We start from the raw sequence: 21,550 nt of genomic DNA on the forward strand, positions 1-21,550 counted from the left end.
TCGTTGTCAGGCGGGCCGGTAGTCCGCGTGGTCGATCGCTCGTTCCCAGACGGCATCGAACGCCGACAAGCACAGCTTGATCACGGCGGGGGCGTCGGCCAGTTCCTCGCCCAGGTAATCCCCGATGCCTGAGAAGAAGCCGAATCGGACGAGGTGATCATCGAACACCCAGAAGTCGTTGCCAGGCAAAGCCAGATCGGATGCTTGCCGACGGGGCAGCCACCGCACCGACTCACCGGCCGCGAGGTTCAGCGGGCCGGTGAGGTCATACTCATGCCGAACGAAGTCGGTCACGGGTTCCGAGATGATGCGTGCCCGCCGGATACTCACCCCTCGGGCGATTGTCGCGCCTGCGAGGTCAAGCCACTCCCGCCAGTAGGCGTCCACGTCGATCGTTCCGTCTGCTTTCCAGCGGAGGTAAGCGGGGTCATCGGGAGTGTACTCGTCGCGCATCTCCAGATGTACGGCGGAGTGTTGCGCGGTGGCGAGCATGTCAGCGAACGTCATGTGGGGCTTCGGCATTACACGCCTCCATGAGCATCGACGCCATGCGCCGGGGAATCCGAACGACCTTTTCGTGATCCGGGATCGGGCTACGTGCCGCGACTTGCGCCAGCTCGGCGGAGTCGGTCACTTCCCATCCTTGGATTACTATGCTGCCGTCTTTGTCGTCCACCCAGACTGAAGGGCAGTTGTTGCCGCCAGTGTTGGGGTCGATCCCAACGAACCGTAGCGCCATGACGGTCTCCCGTGCTCGGAGTATGCGCGGACTTGCGCACTCGTGAGCCTGACCCGAGTGCGCAGGGTCGTCAAGCGGTTCGGGAAGATGCCAGCGGTAGGTCTTCCTCGATGAGTCGGACCCACATCGGGTTCGCGACGATCCGCATCAGTTCGACCAGGCGGCCCCGCTCATCGCAGAAGAGAAGACCGGCGTCCACGTCAAGCCCGAGACATTGACCGGCGCGTACAAGAACATGCTCCTTGGCGTCGTCTCGCTGACCTTCCGCTGTCACGCGATCAGCGGTGACCCCAAGCCCCCTTGGCGTCGGGAGGTCAACGAGGGCCAGGACGCCGAGGTGTTCAGCCTGGACGAGTGGTGCCGTAGGCGCTGATCAACAATGTGATGCCCCGCCGGTCGGTGCCCGGCGGGGCATCGTCGTGTCCGACTCAGGCCGACCGGCTGGCGGTCAGCGCGCGCAGCTCACGAGCAGCAGGCAGAGCACGGGCCTGCTCAGGTAGAGCGCCGAGCACGAGATGTGCATCCATCACGTAGCGGGTCATCCAGCGCTCGATGGAAAGGTCATCGACAATCCGGAGAGCCTCTTGTACGGCGTTCCCCGGATCAGTGCGAGCGTGTAGCGCGGCACGGTGCAACCGAATCCGAGGCAGTGTTTGATCATTCACCGGGTACAGATCTTCGGCGGCATCCTGCGATTGGGTAGCGTTCTTCACATCACCCGCGAGAGTGTAAATCAGGCTCCGATCGAACCACAGTCCGCGTTCGCCGAGGCTACGGAATGCGCCGGTCATGGCCGAAAGCTGGTCGAACGTCTTCTCGGCTTCTCGCAGTGCACCGATCGCGTCCGTGTGGGAACCCATTGCCGCGAGCGTTTTCGCCTCTGCGGTCAAAGCGGCCACAAGCGGAGCGTTCGGCCGCTGACCGGCCAGACGGCGAGCCTCCTGAGAGAGTTTGAGAACCTCGGTGAGATCCTCGGCCGGGTCGCTGCGCCTGTGGATCGCCTCGCGGCTACGCAACCAGGAGGCAAGCAACCGATCTCCGGATTCGTCGATGAGCGCCCGGGTTGTTCCCCACCAACGGCGCGCCTGCCGGCGACTGCCCATGTCGGTCCACTTTCCAGCGATCAAAGCGGCATGCCGGGCGGCGGCATGGGTCAGATCTCGTCGTACGGCGTCGGGCTGCTTACGGGCAAGATGGGGCGCCATCTCAGCGAAGTCAGCGGCGAGCGCGGCGAGGACGACGGCGGGCGGTTCGGTGCGGGCGGTTTTCGCGTGCGCGGCGGCGGCGTCCTCCCAATCGTCGATCATTACCCCCGACACGCTCGCACCGGAGATCCGAGGCTCAGACGCCTGCCAGGCATCCGTCAGGGCGGCCAGCACAGGCGCCACGGCACCGCCGACAGCAACGACAGCGGCATCCCGGATGAGCCGTCTGCGCTCCATATCTTCGCCCTCATCCCGGGTTGAGGCTTTTGCCTCGACGGTACTCTTCCGCGCCTGATCGGCGTCAACCATGGCCGCGCGAAGTGCCTGCGCCATGAGTTCGCCCCCCGCGTCGAGTTCGGCGTCAAGGGCCGTGATCGCCTCGACGGGCGGGCGGTTCTTCCCCTGCTCCCACTTGCCGATCAGCGAGAAGTGCCACCGGACCCGCTCGGCGAGATCACGCAGGCTCAGCTCACGACGCTCCCGCCATGCTCGCAGGGTGTGGCCGAACTCCCGCCACTCCGTCGAGGCATTCGCTGTTAATTGTCCAGTCACGTCTGTCCTCGTGATCCGTCGCATGCGTCGCACGGGCGGGAGTCGCCGCCGGAGGTACGGCCTGGCAGGCGCGAGTCGCACCGGAAGGGGGCGACGGCATGAGCGCCTCCTCCATCGAGGCGGACGCGGAGAGCCTCCGGCACGAGCCTGGCGAAGATCTCCGGGCACTGCGCACGCTGACGCTCCGCTTCCCCGGCTGGTGCCCCTGGTACGGCAAGACCACCGGACACTGGTGGGCACTCTCCCCCACCCGATACCGGCAGCACATCGGCCTCGTCGAGGCCGACACCCCCGCCGAACTGGCCGCGCGGATGCGGCACATCGAGGACTTCCACCCCCACCCCGAACAGCACGACCAGCCACCACACCCCCTGGCCGACACCGACCACCGAACGGCCGTCAGGGACATCAGGGGCGCCGGAGGCAGCCAGAGCACCGAGATCACGAGCAAGGGAGGTGACCGGGATGGCCGCGCGACTGCTGTCCGTACTCGTCGGCGTGCTCGCTGACCGCTTCCGGACCACAACCGGCGACACCAACGCACCGGCCGCCCCAATGTGGTCGCCGTACCTGGGCCGGATACCCGGCTGGTCGACGACGCCGAACCACACCCCCGTCATCTCCCAGCGCTTCCCCGCCACCACCGACCAGGTCAGACCCGCACGCACCTTCGTCGCCGACATCCTCGGCGACGACCACCCACTCCGCGACGACGCCATGCTCCTAGCCAGCGAGCTGGCCACCAACGCCGTCGAACACTCCACCAGGCCGACCGACACCGAACCGGCAGACACCAAAACCCCAGGCGCCAGAACCGCGGACACCACACCGGACGACCGGCCACGGGAGTTCGTCGTCACGGTGGCCTTCACCCCGCACGGCGTCATCGTCACCGTCCAAGACCCCGGCTCCGCACAGATCCCCCGCACCAGAAACCCCCAACCCAACGCCACCGGCGGCCGAGGACTCCTGCTCGTCAACGAACTCGCCACCCGCTGGGGCTTCCACCGCGACCCCACCGCAACCGTCATCTGGTTCGAACTCCGCTGAAAGACCGGCGCGGCGGCGCGAGCCTGAAGGAGCAGCGCCGCCACGCCCTCAACCAACGGAGCCACGCGGTTTCCGCTCGGCGGCCGAACACCGGCGTCGGTTGCCTACCCGGCTACGACTGCTGTTCGACCAGTTCAGCGACATCCAGGGGTGTATCGACACTGGGAACGTCAAGCAGGCGGGTGACGCTGGACTATGACGACGGCGCAGCTGTCATACGAGTGGGCCGCAGGGTAAGGCCGACGAGGCGTCCGAGGCCATCTGGCTTACCCTCGACCAGGTGTGCACACTTATGCCCGAGGCTCGCGCTATCCGCGTCCTCGACGCCCTCCGCGACGACGGTCCGTTCACCCGCACCCACGATGGGACCCACTTACTGTGACAAACATCGCGCCCACCGGGACTCAGTACAGCATCGTGGCCGGCGGTTTCCAGGCGGTCATCACCGAGGTCGGGGCCGGCCTGCGGAGCCTCACCCTGGACGGCCGGCCGCTCGTCGTCGGCTTCCCCGAGGACCTGTCCCCGATCGGCGGCGCGGGGCTGCCGCTGCTCCCCTGGCCGAACAGGATCGAGGACGGCCGCTACACGTTCGACGGTAAGGAGAGGCAACTCGCGCTGAGCGAGCCGCGGACCGGCAACGCGATCCACGGCTTCTCCCGGTCCTTCCCCTGGCGTGTCCTCTCCCACGACGACGCCTCGATCCTGCTGGGGCTGCGGCTCTTCCCCCAGCTCGGCTACCCGCACATCCTGGATCTCGCCATCCGGTACACACTGGGCGCGTCCGGTCTGGAGGTCGAGGTGGCCGCGGAGAACGTCGGCACCACCGACGCGCCGTACGGCTTCGGAGCCCACCCCTACCTGACCCTGGGCTCCCTCGACGGCACCCTCGACGATGCCGTCCTGGAGCTTCCCGCCGCCCAGTGGCTCGCGGTGGACGACCGGAAGATCCCCGTCGGCCGCCAGGACGTCAAGGAGACCGAGTACGACTTCAGGACCGCCCGCCCGATCAACGGGACGGTTCTCGACACCGCGTTCACCGACCTGGAGCGCGGCGCCGACGGGCTGGTACGGGTGAGGCTGAGCGACGCGGACGGCACCCGCGGGGTCCAGCTGTGGGCGGGTGAGGGGATCGAGTGGCTCCAGCTCTACACCGGTGACACCCTCCCCGAGGGGCACCGCCGCCAGGGGTTGGCGGTGGAGCCGATGAGCTGCCCGCCGAACGCCTTCCGCAGCGGTGAGGACGTCATCCGGCTCGCTCCCGGAGGCCGCGCCGTCCACCACTGGGGAATCGGCCCGATCTGACGGGCGGCCGGTCAGGAGAGCTCGACGAGACTGACGAGGATGCCGTCCTCGTCGCTGTAGAGCCAGGCGCCGGGGGTGAAGACGACCTCGCCGAAGGTGACGGGGACGTCGACCTCTCCGGTCGCGACCGCGGCGCCGTGGGCGTCGACCAGATCGGCCGTGGAAAGTGTCATACCCGCATCTTCACTAATGATCACAATGCCGGGATTGCTGGGGTGGTGCCACACTTGCTGGAGCTTGTCGCCTAGGAGGTTTTTGTGAGGTTCCGCCCGTACGCCTGGATGCCCCGACCGCTCAAGTGGCTGGCACGCGTACTTTCCGTTCTCGTGGTGCTCGGCCTGCTGTTCGCCGGGGCCGGTGTGTGGAGCGTACGGGCGTCCTTTCCTCAGCTCGAAGGCGAGCTCAAGGTGCGCGGCCTCACCGGGAAAGTCACTGTATATCGCGATAAAACGGGTATCCCGCATATCTACGCCGACTCCCCCGACGACCTGTTCCTCGCCCAGGGCTACGTGCACGCGCAGGACCGCTTCTTCGAGATGGACTTCCGCCGCCACGTGACCGCCGGCCGGTTGTCGGAGATGTTCGGCTCGGCGACGCTGACCGAGGACAGGGTCATCCGGACCATGGGCTGGCGGAAGGTGGCGGAGAAGGAGCTGCCCCTGCTCGACGAGCAGACCCGACGCTACCTGGACGCCTACGCCGGCGGGGTGAACGCCTGGATGGAGCAACACGACGGCTTCGCCGCCCGGAGCCTGGAGTACGTGCTCCTGCGGGCGACCAGCCCCGACTACAGGCCCGAGCCGTGGACCCCGGTCGACTCGCTGACCTGGCTCAAGGCCATGGCCTGGGACCTGCGTTCCAACATGACCGACGAGATCGGCCGGGCCCTCGCCGCGAGCAAGCTGCCGCGCGGGCGGGTGGAGCAGCTCTGGCCCACCTATCCGTACGACACCAACCAGCCGATCGTCACCCGGGGCTCGGTCGGCGAACGCGGGTTCGACCAGGCCGAGGAGCCGAAGAAGAGCGTCACCGAGCCGCCGGGGACACCGGCCGCGGGGGCGCTGATCCGGGCGGCGGAGGCCATCCGCGCGGTGCCGAGCCTAATGGGCGATCCCGCGGGCGGCAGCGGCATCGGCTCGAACTCGTGGGTGGTCGGCGGCAAGCACACCAAGTCGGGCAAACCCCTGCTCTCCAACGACCCTCACCTGTCCCCGAGCATGCCCTCGGTCTGGTATCAGGCCGGGCTGCACTGCCGCGCCAAGAGTCCCGAGTGCCCGTTCGACGTCACCGGATTCACCTTCTCCGGCGTGCCCGGCGTGATCATCGGCCACAACGACAGGATCTCCTGGGGCCTCACCAACCTCGGCCCGGACGTCGCCGACCTCTATCTGGAACGAATCAAGGATGATTCGTACCTGTTCATGGGCGACTGGAAGCCGCTGACCACCAGGACTGAGACGATCAAGGTGGCCGGGGGCGCCGACGTACAACTCAAGGTGCGCGACACCATGCACGGGCCGATCATCTCCGACGCCCTGGAGAGCACGAAGGACACGCTGCCCGGCATGGACGCGGCCTTCGGGGAGAAGGCCGAAGCGGTCGCGCTCAAGTGGACGGCCCTGGAGCCGGGCAGGACCGCTGACGCGATCTTCGCGCTGAACACCGCGCAGGACTGGCAGCAGTTCCGGGCGGCGGCGAGCAAGTTCGAGGTGCCCGCGCAGAACCTGATCTACGCCGACACCGCCGGCAACATCGGGTACCAGGCCCCCGGGCGGATCCCGGTGCGGAGCCACGGCGACGGCACCTGGCCGGTGCCGGGCTGGACCGGCGAGTACGCCTGGCAGTCGACGATCCCCTTCAATGAGCTGCCCAGCGTCTACAACCCGCCGGAGGGCTACATCGTGACCGCCAACAACGCGGTCATCGACCCCACCCGCTACCCGTACATCCTGACCAAGGACTGGGCGTACGGATACCGCTCCCAGCGCATCCTGGACCGCCTCCGTGAGGCGGTGAAGGACGGCAAGGTGGACGTGGCGGCGATGAGCGCGCTGCAGCAGGACACCGACAACGGCTTCGCCGACTTCCTGGTGCCCAAGCTGATGGACATCAAGATCGCCGGCCCCGCCGAGGACGCCCGCGAGCTGCTGCGGAAGTGGGACCGCTCGCAGGGCGAGGACTCGGCCCCCGCGATGTACTTCAACGCCGTCTGGCGGCGCCTGCTCATCGAGACCTTCAACGACGACCTGCCCGAGGGAGCCTGGCCCGGCGGCGGCGACCGCTGGTTCGAGGTCGTACGGGTCATGCTCGACAAGCCGAACGACGCGTTCTGGGACGACAGCGGCACACCACGCACCGAGACCCGCGACGACATGCTGCGACGGGCCATGGCCCTGGCCTACGACGAGCTGAACACCCAGCTCGGCCCGGACGTCAAGGACTGGCGCTGGGGGGACCTGCACTCGCTGAAACTCGTCCACCAGACCTTCGGAACCTCGGGGATCGGCCCGATCGAGTGGCTGTTCAACCGGGGCCCGTTCCCGGTGGCGGGCAGCGACGACGCGGTCAACGCCGCCGGCTGGGACGTCCAGTTCGACTACACGGTGGGCTGGCTGCCGTCCATGCGAATGGTGGTGGACCTGGGCAACCTGGACGAATCCCAATGGATCAACCTGACCGGCGCCTCCGGCCACGCGTTCCACGACAACTACTGGGACCAGGCGTCACTCTGGGCGCGTGGCAAGACCGTCCCCATGCTCGCCCATGAGGAGTCCATCAAGAAGGCGGCCACCAACGTCCTGACGCTCAACCCCTGACAGCCGGGGCGGGTGCCGCCTCCCGGTGCCCGCCCCGGCTGTCAGACCGCCGGTACGCGAGGGTGCCGGGCTGTCGGAACGCCGGGTCGTCGAGTCGTGGGCCGGTCGGTCATGACCGTCAGACCTGGGCGTCAGATCATGACCGTCAGATCACGGGCGTCAGGTCTTCAGGACGCGGGACTCGCCGACGGCGAGGTCCCACAGGTCGACGCGGTCCCGTCCCGCCTCCGCCCAGGCCGCCCTGGCCTCCTCCACCGGCGCGAGGAGCGACTCTCCTGACAGCACGAACGTGCCCCAGTGCATGGTCGCCATCCGGCGCGCCCCGACATCCTGGCACGCCCGTACTGCCTGCGCGGGGTCGACGTGCACGGCCTTCATGAACCAGCGGGGCTCGAACGCGCCCACCGGCATCAGGGCCAGGTCGATGCCGCCCGGATAGCGTGCCCCGATCTGGGCGAAGCGCTCGCCGTAGCCGGTGTCCCCGGCGAAGTAGATCGTCTGGTCCTCGGAGGCGATCACCCAGCCGCCCCAGAGGGTCTTGCAGGTGTCCCACACCGACCTGCGGCTCCAGTGGTGGGCGGGTACGAAGTCGAAGCGGACACCGCCCACCCAGGTGCTCTCCCACCAGTCGAGCTCGGTGACGTGGCGGAACCCGCGCCTGGTGAACCAGGACCTGAGCCCGGCGGGGACCAGGACGGGCGTGCTCCGCGGCAGCCTCCGCACGGTCTGCGCGTCCAGGTGGTCGTAGTGGTTGTGGCTGATCACCACGGCGTCGATCCGGGGCAGGTCCGCCCACGCGACGCCGGGCGGGGTGAGGCGGGGCCGGCTGCCGGGGATCTTCCTCGCCCAGACCGGGTCGGTGAGGACGGTCAGCCCGCCGATCTGCACCACGTACGTCGCGTGGCCCACCCAGGTGACGACCGCGGCGGTCCCCGTAACGTGGGCAAGCCCGTTCCGGTGAACCGGTATGCGGTCCGCGTCCCCGATCCCTGGACGGAGCATGCCGTGCCAGGTGACCGCCAGCAACTCCTGGAAGGTCGGGACCGGGGAGGTCAGCCGGTCCCTGAAACCGCCCGGCCACGACCGCCGCGGCGCGGGTGCCGGGCGGCCCGGTGGGAGCACCGGTCGTGGGGGAGGCTCCGGCCGGGTGGGGGACTCCGGCCGGGTGGGGGACTCCGGAGGCGCGGGAGAGCAGGTCACCGCCTCGGCCGCGGCCACCCGCCTGGAAGCCCGGCCCAGTTGCCTCAGCGCGCGCGCCGGCCGCGTGGCGAAGCGGGCGGACCACCCGGAACGGCGGGGTGGCTCTTCGGCAAGGCCCACGGGTTCCGCGGCAGTCTGGGATGCGGCTTCGGGGTGGGACGTCTGCGACATGGGCGGCCCCCTTCGGTCATCATCTGCTCACCCTCTGTTGATCCCCCCACAGAGAGATTCATCCCTTTTCAAGAGGATTTAGTACGAAACCACCAGGGGGACCTGCGAGCATAGTTGCCGTCCTCCAGGTTCGCCAGCCGCTCGAAGAGGTTCCACGAGGCCTGATTGCCGCAGATCAATATGGAGACGGCCACCGCCACGACGTAGAGCGGGAGCATCGGCAGGCCCACGCAGAGCATGTACTGGGAGGCGTGCCGGTCCTCGTGCCTGAGCAGGGCGCCGGTGAGAAAACCCTCCCCGTGCTTGGTCAGCACCACGTTGCCCACGGTGAACGCCGAGGCGATCGGGAACCGGAAGCGGTAGCCGTACGCCAGGATCAGTCCGTCGGGCCCGGCGGACACCCGGGCGCGGCCGAGGCGCGCCAGCAGCAGCCCCAGAGGCGTGGACAGGTTGATGTAGTTGAGATTCCGCCGTACCCGATGCAACCGCCGCATACCGGGATTGTGCGTCATCCGGGCGACTCGCGGTATAGGACCTGCTAGCCGGGTGGGACCTGCGGACCCGGCGGTGCCTGATCAGGTGGGACCTGCGGACCCGGCGGTGCCTGATCAGGTGGGACCTGCGGACCCGGCGGTGCGGGTGACGCCTGCGGGCGAGGGCCGTACCCGTGCTGGGTGAGCAGCCACGACCCGCTGTTCGCGGCCGGTGGCACGAGCAGTACCGCCATCGCGACCGCCGCGAGGCCCCCGTAGAGGTAGACGTAACCGGACAGGTCGTTGGCGATGACCAGGTCGCCCTCCGGCCGCCCGGTGATCCAGATCATGGTGATCGCTGCCCAGCCCATCGCGAACGACAGGGCCGCGGCCTTGCCTCGGGTCACCCGGCCCGCCCCGTAGGCGATCACGAACAGCAGGGCGACGCAGCCGAAGGCGGAGGCTGGGACGGGCCCGACGTACCAGGAGTGCCCGAACCCGCCGAGGACGCCCATCAGCAGCCCGAGCATAACGAGCACAGCGTTGACCGCCACGGTGACAACCGTCTCCGAGGGTTCGCGTGTCGCTGGGACCTGCTCCATCACAAACATCGAGGCTAACGGATCCCGGCGAAGAGGTCGTCCTCGCGGCCGTAAGGCTCGCCGAGTCCTCCCACCTCGATCGGCGTTCCCGGACCTGCGGGGCCCGGCGCGCCGGAGCGGAGAATGAAGTGCTCGATCCCGAGCAGCTCCTGGCCGACGTCGTTGGACAGGGCGAACCAGGGCGGCTTCACGCTGATCTGGGTGGCGTGCGCCCGCATCGCGTCGATCTTCCGCTCGATGTGGGCGCGGGCGTCGATCTCGGTGGTGACGTCCTCGTCCGCGCAGCCGAACGGCAGGTCGGCGACCGGCTCGATGAGGAAGGGGGCGCCGCTCTCACGCATCGCCTCCTCGCCCCTGATCATCACCGACCTGGGCATGGCGGTGTGGTAGAACTTGGCGACCCTCCACGGGGCGCCCGCACCGAACGCCGGGTCCGCCGCCAGCTCAAAGGCCCGCCAGGCGACCCGGTGGGCCTGGATGTGGTCGGGATGGCCGTAGAAACCGTTCTCGTCGTAGGTGACGAGCACCTGGGGCCGCACCTCGCGGATGATCCTGACGAGCTCGCCCGCCGCCTCGTCCAGGTCGGCCTGCCAGAAGGCGTTCGCGGCGTGGTTGGAGACGACGCCCATCATGCCGGAGTCGCGCCAGCGGCCCCGGCCGCCCAGGAACCGGTGGTCGGTGACGCCGAGCGCGGCGCAGGCCGCGGCGAGCTCGGAGACGCGGTGCTCGCCCAGGGTGTCGTCACGATCGGCGGTCAGGTGGGCCAGCTCCGGCGGGATGACCTCGCCCTCCTCCCCCAGGGTGCAGGTCACCAGCGTGACGTGCGCGCCCTGGGCCGCGTACCTGGCCATGGTGGCCCCGCTGCCGATCGTCTCGTCGTCCGGATGGGCGTGCACGAGCATCAGGCGCCGATCAGTCATACGGTTGAGGGTATCGATGCCAGGGATCGCCCAGAACCTCCGAATTCGCCACTTCGGAGAACAAGACACCCGATGCGGAGCTGGCAAGATGGCTCGTATGAGTGAGAGCTTTCCTCGCCTGCACGCCAGAACCCGCCGATTCACCCTCGGAGTGCCCCGCGGTTTCACGATCGCGCCAAGCGGTGACCGCGTCGTCTTCCTGCGGACCAGGGGCGGCTCCGACCCGGTGACCTGCCTGTGGGAGTACGACGTCCTCAGCGGCGCGGAACGGCTCGTCGTCGACCCGCGCGTCCTGGCCGCGGACGACGAGAACCTGCCGCCGGAGGAGCGGGCACGCCGCGAGCGGAGCAGGGAACAGGCCGGAGGCATCGTCGGATACAGCACCGACGCCGCGGTGACCACCGCCGCGTTCGCGCTCTCCGGCGGCCTCTACGTCGTCGACCTGAAGACCGGGTACATAAGGAAACCGAAGACCCCCGGACCGGTGATCGACCCCCGGATGTCCCCTACAGGAGAGCACGTCGGCTACGTGACCGGCGGCGCCTTCCACATCCAGGACCTGGCGGACGAGGTCGACCACGCGCTGGCCCGCCCCGAGGCCCCGGAGGTGACCTACGGCCTGGCCGAGTTCATCGCCTCCGAGGAGATGGACCGCATGCGGGGCTACTGGTGGTCCCCGTCAGGGGACGCGATCCTGGTCGAGCGTGCCGACGAGTCGCCGGTCCAGCGGTGGCACATCGCCGACCCGGCCAACCCGGGCCGGCCCGCCGCCGAGCAGCGCTACCCCTCCGCTGGAACCGCAAACGCGGGGGTCGAGCTCTTCGTGCTGACCCTCACCGGAGCCCGGGTCCCCGTGCCCTTCGACGACGAATACCTGGTCAACGCCGCCTGGGACGCCCACGGCCTGCTGATCGTCACCATGACGCGCGACCAGCGGACCATGCGACTGCTCGCCGTCGACCCGGCCACCGGCACCTCCACCCTGGTGCGCGAGGACACCGACCCCGCCTGGGTCGACATCGTCACCGGCGTTCCCGGCCACCTGGCCGACGGCAGCCTCGTCTGGGCCGCCGCCTCCGAGGGCGGCCACCGCCTGATCGTCGGCGACGGCCCCGTCACGCCGCCCACCCTCCAGGTCCGCGAGATCCTCGACATCGACGGCGAGACCGTGCTCTTCCGGGCGAGCGGGGAGCCCACCGAGATCGCGGTATGGGCGTACCGGAGGGGCCAGATCACGCTCGTCAGCCCGACAGAGGGCGGCGTCTACAGCGGCCACACCGCGGGCGGCACCCTCGTGATCACCGGTCAGACCCTCGACAGCGAGGGCTCGGCCACCCGCGTCCTGCACAACGGCACGCCCCGCGGCCACATCACCTCGTACGCCGAGCGTCCCGGCCTGGACCTGCGGGTCTCCCTGATCAAGGCGGGCAAGCGCGACCTGGCCACCGCGGTGCTCCTGCCCTCCGGGCACGTGCCGGGCTCGGCGAGGCTGCCGGTCCTCATGGACCCGTACGGCGGACCGCACGCCCAGCGCGTCCTGGCCGCCGCCGGGGCGCACCTGACCAGCCAGTGGTTCGCCGACCAGGGCTTCGCGGTGGTCGTGGCCGACGGCCGCGGCACCCCCGGCCGGGGCCCCGAGTTCGAGCGGGCCGTCCTGCACGACCTGGCCACCCCGGTCCTGGAGGACCAGATCGACGCCCTGCACGGCGCCGCCGCGCGGTTCCCCGACGATCTGGACCTGACACGGGTCGGCATCCGCGGCTGGTCCTTCGGCGGCTACCTGGCCGCCCTGGCCGTACTCCGCCGCCCCGACGTGTTCCACGCGGCCGTCGCGGGAGCCCCGGTGACCGACTGGCGCCTGTACGACACCTGCTACACCGAGCGCTACCTCGGCCGGCCCGACGAGGGGCACTACGACTCCTCGTCCCTGTTCGCCGACGCCGAGAAGCTGGACCGCCCCCTCCTGCTGATCCACGGCCTGGCCGACGACAACGTGGTCGCCGCCCACACCCTCCGCCTCTCCTCCGCCCTCCTGGCCGCCGGCCGCCCGCACAACGTGCTGCCGCTGTCCGGGGTGACTCACATGACCCCGCAGGAGGTCGTGGCGGAGAACCTGCTGCTGCTCCAGGTCGACTTCCTGAAGAAGGCCCTGGTCTGAGCCGGGGCCATTCCCGGCAGCAGGTATGACGCCGTGCCGGTGCGGCACAGAACCGCTCACCGGCCCGGCGTCCCCCATCGGTCGCCACGTTCTGGAACAAGTGCGACTCGACCGGCCAGCTACCTCTAACAGTCCCACCGAGGATATATAGGCGAGTCCCCAGGGCAACGTAGGCAATCCGCCCCACCGTGCCCCCGATCGGCCCACCGCGCCCGCCGGGGAACGGCCAAGAATACGCCGGTATTCTCCCGGGCCGATCCCTGGATCGGCGATGAAAATCCAGCACGCCGCCAACCGCTCGTCATCGTGGGATTTGGCACGGGTATGGCTTTTCCCGGTTCGGTACTTGTTTCCCATTCGCCGGTGGCCCCCCCTCCACCATCCCGGATTCGCCGCCATTCCGGGGTTCACCGATGCCTCGATTTACCCTGGAGAAGTTTCAGCGCTCGTCGTGACGACCTTCCTCGGCCGGCCACGCCGAAAATTGATCGAGCTGGACGGATCCAGAAAGAAGGCGTTCCCAGGTGCGCGCGAATTCAGAGAAGATACTTGTCGTCGGAGCCGGTGTGAGCGGGTTGACGACCGCGCTGTGTCTGGCCAGGGAGGGGTTCCGGGTCACCGTCATCGCGGACAGGTTCGCACCCGACATCGTCTCGGTCGTCGCGGGCGCGCTGTGGGAGTGGCCGCCCGCGGTCTGCGGTTACCACCACGACCAGGTCTCGCTCGCTCGCTCCAAGAACTGGTGCGTCACCTCGTACCGGATATTCGAGGAGCTGGCCCGGACCGGGGTTCCCGGGGTGGCCATGCGGAGGTCCAACTTCTATTTCAAGCACCCCGTCGAGGAGAATCCCCACGATCTCCACAAGATGCGGGAGCTCGCGGGGAAGGTGCGCGGCTTCGTCCACGACCGATCGCTCGTCGAGCGGAACGGCATCGACCCCGGCTACGGCGTGGTCGACGCCTACTCCCATATGGCGCCCATGATCGATACAGACCGGTACATGCTGTGGCTGATGCGGCAGGTCAAAATGCACGGGGTGCGGGTCAGGCGGCATCGGATCGAGGGGTCGCTGACCGAGCGGAAGGCCGAGCTCCTCGACCGGTTCGACGCCGAAGCGATCGTCTGCTGCGCGGGAATCGGCACCGCCGAGCTCCGCGGTGTCGGCATGTATCCACTCCGCGGTGCGTTGGTACGGGTCCGCAACGACGGGATAGACGAGGCCCACTGCGTCTCCCACGACGAGGCGAACAACGGCGAGCAGGACATCGTCTTCATCGTGCCGCGCAGTCCGCGGATCCTTGTTCTCGGCGGGCTGGCGGAAAAAGACGAGTGGGACACCGGAATCAACCTGGAGAACCACCCTCCGGTACGGGACATGTATGAGCGCTGCCTGGCCTTCATGCCCGCGCTGCGAAGTTTCGCACTGGATCCCGATGAGCCGGTACGGGCTGGCTTGCGGCCGTTCCGGAAGGAAAACGTCTGCCTTGAGTGGGACGAGGAAGGACGGATCATCTACAACTTCGCACATGGCGGGGCCGGATTCAGCTTTTCCTGGGGTTGCGCCCAGGAGGCCGTCAGTCTGGTGCGCGCGGCCGTGCAGGACCGCACGTACTCCTACTCCTGCTGAACATTCTCTTTCATCAAGTTTCCTTCCCGGAGTCGACGCGAGACGGCCTGAATACGGCGAGGTTGCCCGGTGCCGCCATCGCCGCATATCACCCTGATCGGTCGCGACGACAGACCAAAAAAGGCTCACTAAAATGCAGAGAATCGTCAAGTGCCTTCTGATCGCGAACACCGCCCTCGCGCTCACCTCGTGCCTGCCGTTCGGCATCGCGAACACCGGCGTCGCGTCACCGAGACGCTCCGGACCCGCCGTCGCCGATGACCACCCGCCCCGTTCCGCGCACACCCCGGTGTCCCGTTTCCCCGCCCTTCGCCCCGGTGACCGGGGAACCCGGGTCCAGGAGCTCAAAAAACGTCTCGACCGGCTGGGGTTCAACACGGGATCTCCCGGCCAGGAGTACGGCCCCGAGCTGCGCGCGGCCGTGTGGGCCTTCCAGAAGGCCAACGAGCTGCCCGCCGTCGACGAGATCAACCCGTCGACCTGGAAGGCGCTCTCCCACCCGGCGCGCATCAGGCCGCTGGTGCCCTACGGGGGGCCCACCAGGGTGGAGATCGACCTGCGTCGCCAGCTGCTCACCGCCTGGCAGGACGGCAAGCCGGCCCTGGTCTCCCATATCTCGACCGGTAACGACAAGCACTACTGCAAGAACGGCCACTGCGGGGTCGCCGTCACGCCCACCGGCGACTTCCGCGCCTGGTGGCGGACCACCGGATGGACCCACGGGCCACTGGGCGACCAGTTCTACACCATCTATTTCAACGGGGGCATCGGCTTCCACGGCTCCGAACGGGTCCCGCTCCACCCCGCCTCGCACGGCTGCATCCGCGTCCCACTCCACAACGCCAAGTCCCTGTTCGACATGACCCCGACCGGAACCCCGGTCTACGTCCGCCGCTCCGAGCCTCCCAACGCCGCCAAGCGCCCCGAACGCTCCGAACGTCCCGAACAGGACACGTCCCGGCCGGGGGCACTGCGATACCGGCCGTGATGGCGCCACCGAACGACTGTGATCCACGAGGGGGAGCCGATGGCACAGGCCGGGGACCCGTCCACGGTCATGGCGGCAGCCGGGGCCGCCTTGAGAGGAGGTGCGACATTAAAGATGTGACGGGTGCGGTGGTACGCGCAGGTACCGCCCTTCTTGCCGCATCCGCTGAAGTAGTTTGAACCCGTCATCACGCGTGCAACAACCGTCTGCAACCGCCTCCGAGACGAGATCCATCGTGTCACGGGTGGTAATACCTCGGGCGTGCGCGTACTCCTGCGCGTCACGATCGTCAGTAATCCAGAATGAGCCGGCGAACTCCATCCGGTTCAGAATGACGTAACAGGTCTGTGCTTCCCCAAGATGTTTCAGCGGTTCATTTGGCGATCCGCCGAAGACTGCTCGGCGGACTCTTTCGATCTGATCGATCTCCACGGCATCGTCAACCTCGATCGGGTCCCCCAACCAACGTTCCCGGGCGATGGTGGCCAGATCCGGGTAAATGCGTGATGACCGCTCCGCTTCGTATGCGATCGCCTCCACCCAGCGCCCGCGGCCACGCAGAACCTCTTCCAGGAGAGGAAGGCCGGATACACATGCGAAGTTGCACAGCACCGTGTTGTCAGGAAACCAGTACCACGTCATGACGCGAGTGGGGATTCCTCTCGCTCCTCGTTGAGAGCCTGCCGGAGCGTGGCGCTTTCGACACCGATCAGATTGGCGAATGGCCTTAACGTTGCCTTACCATCGGCATATGCCTGAAATGTGGTGCGTATAAGCGGAGCCGGCGTCCGTGGACGTGACGCCAGCTCGATCCACTCCGCCAGCGAATTCACCGCACCGGCCAGATGTGCCGCCTCGGCGGTATTCAACCGCCTGAATGAATCACACAGTTGCCGGTCGATCAGCCCGAGGCTGAACAGACGCCACGCGAGTGTGCTCGGAGATACCCACAGGCGGCAGGCCAGCTCCGCGAATGAGGTGTCGGACCAGGTGACCTCACCGGCTTCCTCGCGGAGCACCTCTTCAGGAAGGAGGAACTCGGCTGCGAAGGCATTCGCTCGCGTCTCCGATGACTGCTGCTTGTGAAGCACATCATTGAGGTTCGCATCCAGGTGCGGCTTCTGATCATCTCCCGCGAGGATGTGTCCCAGTTCGTGCGCGATGGTGAATCGTTGGCGGGCAGGAAACCTGGATGTTCCCGCGATGATAAGACTCGCTTGGTCATCCACCCAGGTGAGACCGTCGAAGCCGTCGGGGAGCCGTACGATCGCCACGTCAATGCCGAAAACTTCCTCAACCGCCTCGGCCAGATCACGCTTTTCGTAGGGGCTGCCGCCCACAGACCGAAAATGATCGAGCGCCCGCGCGGCGAGCTGACGCCCCTGATCGACAGGGCGCCCGGATTTCGGCACTGGCGGTATTTTGTATAGATTCTGGCCATAGCCAAGGTATGCAAGATCTGCCCAGATTTGGGCAAAACGCTCTGCTTCCTGTACGGCCATATCGGCAGGGCTCCGTGGAGCCGCCGATATCCGTGTGGCCATGGATGGCGCAGTGGTCTCAGCACCAAGCAGCCAGTCGACGGTCACTCCGCCCACGTTAGCGATGCGGGCAAGGTCCAAAGATGTGAATCGACGAACCCCTGACAACGACTTGGAAATCTTGGGCGCGTCAAGCCCCGCCTTCGCGGCGAATTCCGCTTGGGTAAGACCACTCTCAGCGATCAGTTGCCTGACACGCACCACTGCCATCTCTCCAGCCATGCATCGACCCTACGCCCGAGTTGCGAAAATCGCAAGAAATCGCAATGCGGCCACTGGACGAGATCGACCCGTCGACCTGGAAGGCACTCGCCCACCCGGCGCGCGTCAGACCGCTGGTGTCCTACGGGGAGCCGACAAGGGTGGAGATCGACCTGCGCCGCCAGTTGCTCACCGCGTGGAAGGACGCCAAGCCCCTGTTCGACATGACCCCGACAGGGACCCCGGTCTACGTCCGCCGCTCCGAGCCTCCCAACGCCGCCAAGCGCCCGGAACAGGACACGGACCGGCCGAAGGCTCTCCGAGGCTGACCCCCAGTCCAACGATCCGCGTTACATCATCAATCTTCTCAAGCGGATTGTGACGGTCAGCTTGGAGACGATGAAGATTGTGAATCAACTCCCGGTCCTGGAGATCTTGAACTAGTCGCGATCATAGATAATTGCCGGTCGATCGTCACCCACCCGGAACGTGACTCGGATTGCCGTATCCGATCGCACAACTGCTGTATGGGCCTGCGGATCGGCTAATTGCGAAGTCGCTCCAACCTAGCCTTCGAGCACGTCGTCCATGCCCATACGGGGATCGCGAAACGCCGAGGATGGGCGGTGAACTCCCATGCGATATCGAGGTACACCGCCACCTCTTCGCGATTGTTGTTCATCGCGTATCGGAAGAATGGGCTGCGGTCCTCTCGACCGGAGGCATCGAATTTAGGCCGGACCAGTGCCGGTTCACCACGTTATGCCTGACCCACCGGGAATTCAGATGGAGATTTTCAGCTTAATGCTAACGGCGTCTATTCCATGCGTTGCGGCATGATGGCCGGGTTTTGCCGTCGTCGAGGCGATGAGCACCTGGAGCCCAGCGCCGGCCCTTGAAGGCCGGTGAGGATCGCACGTACAGCACGGTGAAGGATGGCAGGCCGCCTTCCGTACCAGAGTTTGGAACAGCTCGTAAGGACTACCAGCATCGCTACGTAGGACCGCCTTTGGATATCCTGTACTCACACCGTAATTCCTAATAGATCAGGCCACCGGATCGGTCAACTCGTGCAGTTCTTCCTCCAACTCCGACAGGTGCGCACGGGCAGTGGCGATCTCGTGTCGGAGCTCTTCAGTTCGTAACCTGCGGTAGAGAGCGGTGTGGTCGTCGAAGCGGGTGACAACTCGGATGCTGGATCGGTAGCACACGACGCTCTCGACAAGTAGCGCACGTCCCAGTTCGGTTGCCCGGTCGGGTGCCGAGGTGCTGCGCCAATAATCATCCGCGAACGTGTTTAAGTCGGCAACCACGAAGACGCCGTGCTCCTGGACCCCGCGAACTTGCTCCAATTGCTTCGTGAGCCGCGCGCGTTCGCGCGCGAGGAACCGGTCCAACTTGGCGGCACCGATATGATCGTCATATGTCTTGATCTTCGCATTCAGATGGTCGGCGTACGCTGCCACAAGCTCCGGCTCTGGAGCCAATTCCGGGGCCAGAACCCAATGGCGCCGCCCTCTCAGGCGAGAGCGAAGGTGCCGGTCGATCGCGTCGTCGACATCCTCGCTGCTGACGCGATGATAGCGGCCATCGTCATGCTTGTGATTGCAGGAGTACGCTGCCGGAAGCCTCGAATCCGGATCCCCTTCGTGGAAGGACATTCGCCGCTCGCACAGCCCGCACTGGATATTGAGGCCGAGGTCCAACGGCTGTGGGTTCGCCTCGTCGAAAGCCTGAAGAGCAGCAGTGGTCATGCGGTAGTCGTGGGCGCGAGTGCCGTATACCTCGTGCCACGCGCTGGCATCCTCGGCGATCACGGAAACAACGAGGGCGAGCGCATCGTACTCGGCGGGGGCGGCGTACATCCAGAACTCCTCCGGTTCGCCGCGCAGGTCGCGTCGGCCGTGCCCTGGGTCGACGGGGCATCGGAAGCGCATCTCAAGTGTCCGCGTGTCGATGGAAAGTTCGGCTCCGGCACCGCATTCGTCCCCTTCGGAACAGACCGTCGTAGCGGTCAGGACGCGTGCGGGGCGTCCCTGGAGATGGCGTCGTTCATGGGCGAGCCGCGAATCCCAGCCGTGGAGCACCTCGCGCGCCCGTTGGTCAATAGCTTCCGCGGCTTGTACGCGGGTGGCGGCCGCGCGTTGGGCCTCCCGCTCGCGTCGGGCTGTTTCCTCGCGTTCGGGCAGGAGGAGCGCCAGCCGTCGCACACCAGCTTCCTGCTCGTGAGTCAGCTCGGGCAGATCTCCTCCGCCACACGTCCGGCAGGCCCGTTCATGGTGGCCCTGGACTCGGAACTCCCTCACGCTGGTGGTCACCTGTTCGGTCGTTCGCTTGCCTCGTTGCCGGCAGGACGGATTGTGCGAACGGCCATTCTGTTTGATCTCGTAGGTGACGGGGATCTCCGCGAGCGACCCGATCTCCTCAAGGGTGAGGAGCGGGGAAAGAAGGATGTCGGCAGCGTTCTCATTCACCGGTGGACGCACCTCTCGGAAGGCTATCGGCCTCCTACAGTACGTCTTCGAGAACAAATGAGAGCACGCTTCGGACAATTCAGATAATCGATGTAGGCGTCATCGGATGCAATCTGTCGCACCTATAGGCATTTCAAGATACGCCTCGGGTAAATTTCGCCAAAATGCGAGCAAATAGCTTGAAAGAGCAGTATTGGCCGGAACCGAAGGGTGGTCAAGCGTGGGCGTCGGTGAAGTCTAGGCGTTCAGGGATCGACCGAAGGCTGTCGGGAGGCGTACCGGGTAGAGGTTCCTTAAAGGTTGAGCAGGAAGTCGAAGTCGCCGTCCTTCGCCCCCAACAGCCATGCCCTCGCCTCCGCAGGCGTGAACACGTGGGGCAATCGGTCAGGGTTCTGGGAGTCGCCGACCAGGACATGGCCATTCACCACGGCAACGCGAACGCAGTTTCCACCACCCCCGCTGTGCTTGGAGATTGTCCATTCGACGTCGGTCAGGTCGAAGGAAGACGGGTGAGGCTTGCGCGGGGTCACTGCTGGAGCTCCTTGATCATTTCCTTGAGCTGTGCGAGTGTATCGCTGGGGCTCAGCGCCCGCTCCCACAAAGTGGTAAAGGCCCCCGTATAGCGCCCGACGTCTGCCTCTCCGTCGAAGTACACCGAACTGACCATGGTTTCCACCCATACGACGGTACGGGCGGCTTCGTGAAAGTGCATGAGTACGAAGGGGCCGGCCATGCCGGGGTGGCATTCAATCGAGTCCGGCAGGACTCGGATTGTGTTCCGGGGCTGCTCGGATTCGGCGAGCAGCCGCTCCAACTGTGCCTGAGTCATCGACCGGTCCCCGATGACGCGGCGGAGCGCGCCCTCGTCGATGAGGGCGCGGAAGTCCTGAAGCACTCCGTCCGACATCTGCTGCTGACGGTCCATGCGGACGTCGACGAGGGCCTTGACCTCGGAGCGACTCAGTTCGGGACGCATGCCGGCGATCACGGTGCGGGCGTAGTCCGGAGTCTGGAGGAGCCCGGGGATGAGAGCTCTCTCGTAGTTGAAGAGCTCGGTGGCCCGCCGCTCCATTTTCAGGAAGCCTTCGAAATGCATAGAGCCGAGGAGCGCCGCGTTCCGCCGCCAGAGCGCTGGACGCGGTCGCCCGGCGGGCGTGGTGTCCACGCTGAGGAGTCGCAGGATCTCGGCGCGTTCGGCGGCGTCGGCCTGGTAACAGTCCAGCAGGGCCTCAGCCAGTGCGCTCGAGATCTGGCGGCGTTGGCCTCGTTCCAGCCTGCTGAGTCCGCTCTTGTCGATCCTGATGCCACGGTCGCGCAGCACGGTATGCCCGGCGACATCGCTCTGCGTCAGGTTGCGACGCTCGCGCAGGTCTTCGAAGCGTAGCCCGACCTCAACAAGGATCATCGACCATGGCGCTTGCCTCAATTCCGACATGATGGTCAGTGTGAGAGCTCGCGCCAATTAACACAACCAATATGTCGAGCAATTTGCTCAGTCATATTGCTAAACCTTACGGAGGAGAGCATCCT

At 66.8% G+C, this 21,550-nt stretch carries 20 protein-coding genes and 1 pseudogene; 9 read left to right on the forward strand and 12 right to left on the reverse strand.

Translation table 11 applies throughout. The features are described 5' to 3' along the window. Window positions 1-6: 6 nt before the first annotated feature. Window positions 7-522: a DUF6879 family protein gene (locus OG884_RS10735; RefSeq protein ID WP_326644609.1), complete on the reverse strand. Its 516-nt coding sequence runs from the start codon at window positions 520-522 to the stop codon at window positions 7-9. A gap of 431 nt (window positions 523-953) precedes the next feature. Between OG884_RS10735 and OG884_RS10740 the strand changes: the two genes are divergently transcribed. Beyond that, complete coding sequence (locus OG884_RS10740) at window positions 954-1,112, forward strand: hypothetical protein (RefSeq protein ID WP_326644611.1); 159 nt, start codon at window positions 954-956, stop codon at window positions 1,110-1,112. Window positions 1,113-1,167: 55 nt separating this feature from the next. Here the strand turns inward: OG884_RS10740 and OG884_RS10745 are convergent, their stop codons facing one another. Continuing rightward, complete coding sequence (locus OG884_RS10745) at window positions 1,168-2,496, reverse strand: helix-turn-helix domain-containing protein (RefSeq protein WP_326644612.1); 1,329 nt, start codon at window positions 2,494-2,496, stop codon at window positions 1,168-1,170. 98 nt (window positions 2,497-2,594) lie between these two features. Here OG884_RS10745 and OG884_RS10750 point away from each other — a divergent pair, with 98 nt between their 5' ends. The 3 genes from OG884_RS10750 to OG884_RS10760 all read left to right on the forward strand — a co-directional run bounded on the left by OG884_RS10750 (window position 2,595) and on the right by OG884_RS10760 (window position 4,848). Further along, window positions 2,595-3,005 (forward strand): hypothetical protein, encoded by a 411-nt coding sequence (locus OG884_RS10750; RefSeq protein ID WP_326644614.1) that lies wholly within the window; start codon window positions 2,595-2,597, stop codon window positions 3,003-3,005. Next, on the forward strand, window positions 2,962-3,546 hold the full coding sequence (locus OG884_RS10755) for an ATP-binding protein (RefSeq protein WP_326644616.1): 585 nt from the start codon (window positions 2,962-2,964) through the stop codon (window positions 3,544-3,546). Before OG884_RS10750 ends, OG884_RS10755 begins: the two co-directional genes overlap by 44 nt. Before the next feature lie 378 nt (window positions 3,547-3,924). Continuing rightward, entirely contained in the window at window positions 3,925-4,848 is a 924-nt protein-coding gene (locus OG884_RS10760) for an aldose 1-epimerase family protein (protein ID WP_326644618.1), read from the forward strand. A gap of 11 nt (window positions 4,849-4,859) precedes the next feature. Here OG884_RS10760 and OG884_RS10765 read toward each other — a convergent pair. Continuing rightward, window positions 4,860-4,967, reverse strand: a pseudogene (locus tag OG884_RS10765) (ribonuclease E activity regulator RraA); the annotation flags it as partial. Window positions 4,968-5,129: 162 nt separating this feature from the next. On the opposite strand from OG884_RS10765, the gene OG884_RS10770 reads away from it, so the two are divergent. Next, window positions 5,130-7,664 (forward strand): penicillin acylase family protein, encoded by a 2,535-nt coding sequence (locus OG884_RS10770; RefSeq protein ID WP_326646894.1) that lies wholly within the window; start codon window positions 5,130-5,132, stop codon window positions 7,662-7,664. A 159-nt stretch (window positions 7,665-7,823) separates the two neighbouring features. Here the strand turns inward: OG884_RS10770 and OG884_RS10775 are convergent, their stop codons facing one another. The 4 genes from OG884_RS10775 to mshB all read right to left on the reverse strand — a co-directional run bounded on the left by OG884_RS10775 (window position 7,824) and on the right by mshB (window position 11,030). Beyond that, complete coding sequence (locus OG884_RS10775; protein WP_326644620.1) at window positions 7,824-9,035, reverse strand: MBL fold metallo-hydrolase; 1,212 nt, start codon at window positions 9,033-9,035, stop codon at window positions 7,824-7,826. A 68-nt stretch (window positions 9,036-9,103) separates the two neighbouring features. Further along, a complete protein-coding gene (locus OG884_RS10780) occupies window positions 9,104-9,529 on the reverse strand; it encodes a hypothetical protein (protein WP_326644622.1) in 426 nt (141 codons plus the stop codon). Between the two features lie 44 nt (window positions 9,530-9,573). Continuing rightward, entirely contained in the window at window positions 9,574-10,062 is a 489-nt protein-coding gene (locus OG884_RS10785; protein ID WP_326644624.1) for a DUF6113 family protein, read from the reverse strand. A gap of 62 nt (window positions 10,063-10,124) precedes the next feature. Beyond that, complete coding sequence (gene mshB / locus OG884_RS10790) at window positions 10,125-11,030, reverse strand: N-acetyl-1-D-myo-inositol-2-amino-2-deoxy-alpha-D-glucopyranoside deacetylase (RefSeq protein ID WP_326644625.1); 906 nt, start codon at window positions 11,028-11,030, stop codon at window positions 10,125-10,127. A gap of 97 nt (window positions 11,031-11,127) precedes the next feature. Between mshB and OG884_RS10795 the strand changes: the two genes are divergently transcribed. The 3 genes from OG884_RS10795 to OG884_RS10805 all read left to right on the forward strand — a co-directional run bounded on the left by OG884_RS10795 (window position 11,128) and on the right by OG884_RS10805 (window position 15,804). Next, the gene (locus tag OG884_RS10795; protein WP_326644626.1) at window positions 11,128-13,188 is read left to right on the forward strand and encodes a S9 family peptidase; all 2,061 of its coding nucleotides are present in this window, start codon (window positions 11,128-11,130) and stop codon (window positions 13,186-13,188) included. Between the two features lie 524 nt (window positions 13,189-13,712). Beyond that, the gene (locus tag OG884_RS10800) at window positions 13,713-14,816 is read left to right on the forward strand and encodes an FAD-dependent oxidoreductase (protein ID WP_326644629.1); all 1,104 of its coding nucleotides are present in this window, start codon (window positions 13,713-13,715) and stop codon (window positions 14,814-14,816) included. Between the two features lie 133 nt (window positions 14,817-14,949). Beyond that, a complete protein-coding gene (locus tag OG884_RS10805) occupies window positions 14,950-15,804 on the forward strand; it encodes a L,D-transpeptidase family protein (RefSeq protein WP_326644631.1) in 855 nt (284 codons plus the stop codon). Between the two features lie 108 nt (window positions 15,805-15,912). Here OG884_RS10805 and OG884_RS10810 read toward each other — a convergent pair whose 3' ends face one another. Both OG884_RS10810 and OG884_RS10815 read right to left on the reverse strand, forming a co-directional pair. Further along, a complete protein-coding gene (locus OG884_RS10810) occupies window positions 15,913-16,446 on the reverse strand; it encodes a hypothetical protein (RefSeq protein ID WP_326644633.1) in 534 nt (177 codons plus the stop codon). Further along, window positions 16,443-17,567, reverse strand: a complete 1,125-nt coding sequence (locus OG884_RS10815) for a helix-turn-helix domain-containing protein (RefSeq protein ID WP_326644634.1) — start codon at window positions 17,565-17,567, stop codon at window positions 16,443-16,445. The genes OG884_RS10810 and OG884_RS10815 overlap by 4 nt, the downstream gene beginning before the upstream one ends. Window positions 17,568-17,611: 44 nt before the next feature. Between OG884_RS10815 and OG884_RS10820 the strand changes: the two genes are divergently transcribed. After that, window positions 17,612-17,875: a hypothetical protein gene (locus tag OG884_RS10820; protein ID WP_326644636.1), complete on the forward strand. Its 264-nt coding sequence runs from the start codon at window positions 17,612-17,614 to the stop codon at window positions 17,873-17,875. Between the two features lie 717 nt (window positions 17,876-18,592). Here OG884_RS10820 and OG884_RS10825 read toward each other — a convergent pair. The 3 genes from OG884_RS10825 to OG884_RS10835 all read right to left on the reverse strand — a co-directional run bounded on the left by OG884_RS10825 (window position 18,593) and on the right by OG884_RS10835 (window position 21,455). Further along, window positions 18,593-20,020 carry a hypothetical protein gene (locus OG884_RS10825; RefSeq protein WP_326644638.1) on the reverse strand — a complete coding sequence of 476 codons (1,428 nt, stop codon included), beginning with the start codon at window positions 20,018-20,020 and terminating at the stop codon, window positions 18,593-18,595. 293 nt (window positions 20,021-20,313) lie between these two features. Beyond that, on the reverse strand, window positions 20,314-20,550 hold the full coding sequence (locus OG884_RS10830; protein WP_326644639.1) for a DUF397 domain-containing protein: 237 nt from the start codon (window positions 20,548-20,550) through the stop codon (window positions 20,314-20,316). After that, a complete protein-coding gene (locus tag OG884_RS10835; protein ID WP_326644641.1) occupies window positions 20,547-21,455 on the reverse strand; it encodes a helix-turn-helix domain-containing protein in 909 nt (302 codons plus the stop codon). The genes OG884_RS10830 and OG884_RS10835 overlap by 4 nt, the downstream gene beginning before the upstream one ends. Window positions 21,456-21,550 lie beyond the last annotated feature (95 nt).

It is taken from the genome of Streptosporangium sp. NBC_01755 (assembly GCF_035917995.1).
Classification (GTDB): domain Bacteria; phylum Actinomycetota; class Actinomycetes; order Streptosporangiales; family Streptosporangiaceae; genus Streptosporangium.

Coding starts and splice junctions, on each gene's coding strand:
- OG884_RS10815 (WP_326644634.1), bottom strand. CDS start 17,567: ATGGCTGGAGAGATGGCAGTGGTGCGTGTCAGGCAACTGATCGCTGAG.
- mshB (WP_326644625.1), bottom strand. CDS start 11,030: ATGACTGATCGGCGCCTGATGCTCGTGCACGCCCATCCGGACGACGAG.
- OG884_RS10750 (WP_326644614.1), top strand. CDS start 2,595: ATGAGCGCCTCCTCCATCGAGGCGGACGCGGAGAGCCTCCGGCACGAG.
- OG884_RS10795 (WP_326644626.1), top strand. CDS start 11,128: ATGAGTGAGAGCTTTCCTCGCCTGCACGCCAGAACCCGCCGATTCACC.
- OG884_RS10775 (WP_326644620.1), bottom strand. CDS start 9,035: ATGTCGCAGACGTCCCACCCCGAAGCCGCATCCCAGACTGCCGCGGAA.
- OG884_RS10770 (WP_326646894.1), top strand. CDS start 5,130: ATGCCCCGACCGCTCAAGTGGCTGGCACGCGTACTTTCCGTTCTCGTG.
- OG884_RS10780 (WP_326644622.1), bottom strand. CDS start 9,529: ATGCGGCGGTTGCATCGGGTACGGCGGAATCTCAACTACATCAACCTG.
- OG884_RS10810 (WP_326644633.1), bottom strand. CDS start 16,446: ATGACGTGGTACTGGTTTCCTGACAACACGGTGCTGTGCAACTTCGCA.
- OG884_RS10835 (WP_326644641.1), bottom strand. CDS start 21,455: ATGTCGGAATTGAGGCAAGCGCCATGGTCGATGATCCTTGTTGAGGTC.
- OG884_RS10820 (WP_326644636.1), top strand. CDS start 17,612: ATGCGGCCACTGGACGAGATCGACCCGTCGACCTGGAAGGCACTCGCC.
- OG884_RS10805 (WP_326644631.1), top strand. CDS start 14,950: ATGCAGAGAATCGTCAAGTGCCTTCTGATCGCGAACACCGCCCTCGCG.
- OG884_RS10755 (WP_326644616.1), top strand. CDS start 2,962: ATGGCCGCGCGACTGCTGTCCGTACTCGTCGGCGTGCTCGCTGACCGC.
- OG884_RS10735 (WP_326644609.1), bottom strand. CDS start 522: ATGCCGAAGCCCCACATGACGTTCGCTGACATGCTCGCCACCGCGCAA.